The organism is Streptomyces silvae, from assembly GCF_016745505.1.
Classification (GTDB): domain Bacteria; phylum Actinomycetota; class Actinomycetes; order Streptomycetales; family Streptomycetaceae; genus Streptomyces; species Streptomyces silvae.
The window spans coordinates 1-2,572 of record NZ_JAERUC010000108.1; the positions used below are offsets into that span (position 1 = coordinate 1).

Below are 2,572 nucleotides of genomic sequence, written 5' to 3' on the forward strand. Positions count from 1 at the left end.
GCGCGACCTCGGCGACCGTGGCGTCGATGGCGTACTTGTGGCCGTGCAGTCCGGCGCCTTCGAGGAGCTCGGCCGCCGCTTTCGCCGCCTGCTCGGTGACGGGCTCAACCTTGACTCGGGACAGGGCCCAGTTCAGGCGGGGCATGTCGGTGCGGGAGTGGCTGACCTCCACGATGGTGTTCGCCCCGATCACGAGGTCGGCTCCCATGTCGTGGAAGACCTGCAGCATCGCGAGGAGCTTGCGGTCCTGTGCGATCGAGGCGGGATTCGGGCGGGGGCGCGGACGGTCAGTCGGCCGCGCTGTGTGCGCCGAGGGGGGAGCGGTGCCGGTCCACGATTCCCTCGACAACTTTCATCAGGCGGTCTCCCGTCTGATCGATGCTTCCGTTCTGTGCGCTGACCTGGGCTCCTTCGAGTGCGAAGGTGATCTCGGCCGCGGCCTGTCCGGGGTCGCGCATCTGCGCTTCGGTGCACATGCCGATCAGCCTGCGGGTCTGGCGGGCCTTGTGGTCCTCGATCACTTGCCGTGCCGGATGAAGGCGGTCGGGAAGCTCGGCGAGGGAGTTGATGAACGGGCAACCCCTGTACGAGATCGCTGACAGGCCCTCGGCGATGAATCGGGCCAGGCCCAGAATCTGCTCCTCGGGCCGGTCGGGATATTCGGCTTCCACCCAGTCGAACGCCGCCTGATAGTCCGCGGCGACGATCCGCAGCCACTCCGCGACCAGCGCGTCCTTGGTCTCGAAGTGCCGGTAGATCGCCATTTTGGTGGTCTCGGCCTTGTCGGCGATCGCCTGGACCCCCACCAGCCGGATCCCTTCTCTCTCGAAGAGCTCTTCGGCGGCGTCGAGAATGCGCTCACGAGGCGGCAGCTTCGCCACTCTGCTTGGTCTGCTGAGGGTCGATGCCATGACTACTCCGGTCGATCGTGCGGTTCACGCCCTCGTCATGGTACCAGTCGGGCCCACCCGATACCGTTGGGTATCGTTCAGCACTCAACGGTATCTTTTTTGGTGGGGAGTGACAGTGAAAGCTTCTGAGTACGTGAGTTTCGACGCCGTCGGGCTGGCGGAGCTGGTGGCCGAGGGTGAGGTACTCCCCGCCGAGTTGGAGGCAGCCGCACGCCAAGCTGTGCAGGCAGTCGATCCGCAGATCAACGCCGTCGTGGAGACCTGGCCGACCGACGACGAACCTGCCCCTGGCAGCACACCACTGGCCGGCGTCCCCTTTCTGATCAAAGACATCGCGGTGGCCATGGCCGGGAGGCGGATGGAGTTGGGAAGCCGCCTGGCGGCCGGTAACGTCGCCGGCGCCGACTCCTCGCTGATGCAGCGCTTCCGACGCGCGGGCCTCGTGACGTTCGGGCGCACCGCGACACCGGAGATGGCTTATGGCATCTCGACGGAATCTGCGTTGTACGGCGTGACCCGTAACCCGTGGGATCTGGAGCGCAGCGCAGGCGGGTCCAGTGGAGGCGCTGCCGCCGCTGTCGCCGCAGGGGTGGTTCCGGTCGCCCATGGCACCGATGCCGCCGGATCGCTCCGTATCCCCGCCGCCTACAACGGCCTCTTCGGGATCAAGCCGACCCGTGGCCGGGTGTCCATGGGGCCCGACGTCGACGAGGTCTTCAGCGGCCTGGCCGTCCACGGCAGCGTCAGCCGCACCGTACGCGACAGTGCGGTACTGCTCGACCAGATACGCGGCCCGGAATCGGGCGACCCCTACTTCGCCCCGCAGCCGTCACGGCCGTACGCGGAGGAAGTCACCCGTCATCCGGGCTCGTTGCGCATCGGTGTTCTCGCCCAGGCGTGGGGTGGACGCCGCACCACCGCGCCGGTGACCGACGCCCTCTCCCGCACCGTGCGGTTGCTTGAATTCCTTGGTCATCAGGTAACGGAGGTTGAGGTCGGCCTCGGCGTCGGCTGGGAGGAATTCGTCCTGGCCAACGCCCGACTCATGACGGTGAACCTCACCACCCTGGTCGACGGGCTGGCCGCCGCCTTCGGCCGTCCCGTCGACTCCTCGACCCTTGAACCGGCGACCCTCGCCGGCTACCACTACGGGCACCGGGTCGGCGGCGCGCAATTCCACACCGCTCTCGCGATGCGGAACCGGGTGGCCCGAAGCCTGGCGCGGTACTTCGACGAGTACGACATCCTCCTCACGCCAACCCTGCCGGAGCCTCCCGTGTCTCTCGGCACTCACACGGAGGGTGCGGAGGCACTGGACGGCCTCGGGTGGATCGAGCGCATCAATGACCTGTCGCCGTTCACCATGCCGTTCAACGTGGCAGGCACACCCGCCATATCCGTACCCGTGACGGCCGACGCCGGGACGGGGCTCCCGGTCGGCATGCAGTTCGCCGCCGGATATGGCCTCGAAGGCCGGCTCTTCCGCCTCGCCGGACAACTCGAACAGGCAAGTCCGTGGTCAGGCCGAATCCCCACGGTATGGGCAGGGAATCATTCAGCGCGCCCACACGGCGTCCAGGAAACGACGAACCCCCAGGCCGTTGACCTGAGGGTTCGTGGGAAGAGCGGGTGACGAGAATCGAACTCGCGCTCTGAGCTTG

General features: G+C 67.3%; 2 protein-coding genes and 1 pseudogene. 1 reads left to right on the top strand and 2 read right to left on the bottom strand.

The window, feature by feature from the left end:
- Both JKV81_RS16980 and JKV81_RS16985 read right to left on the bottom strand, forming a co-directional pair.
- Positions 1 to 256, bottom strand: a pseudogene (locus tag JKV81_RS16980) (DNA-binding protein); the annotation flags it as partial.
- Positions 257 to 287: 31 nt separating this feature from the next.
- On the bottom strand, positions 288 to 911 hold the full coding sequence (locus JKV81_RS16985) for a TetR/AcrR family transcriptional regulator (protein ID WP_202076612.1): 624 nt from the start codon (positions 909 to 911) through the stop codon (positions 288 to 290).
- Between the two features lie 115 nt (positions 912 to 1,026).
- Here JKV81_RS16985 and JKV81_RS16990 point away from each other — a divergent pair, with 115 nt between their 5' ends.
- The gene (locus JKV81_RS16990) at positions 1,027 to 2,544 is read left to right on the top strand and encodes an amidase (RefSeq protein ID WP_241748627.1); all 1,518 of its coding nucleotides are present in this window, start codon (positions 1,027 to 1,029) and stop codon (positions 2,542 to 2,544) included.
- The last annotated feature ends 28 nt before the right edge of the window (positions 2,545 to 2,572 follow it).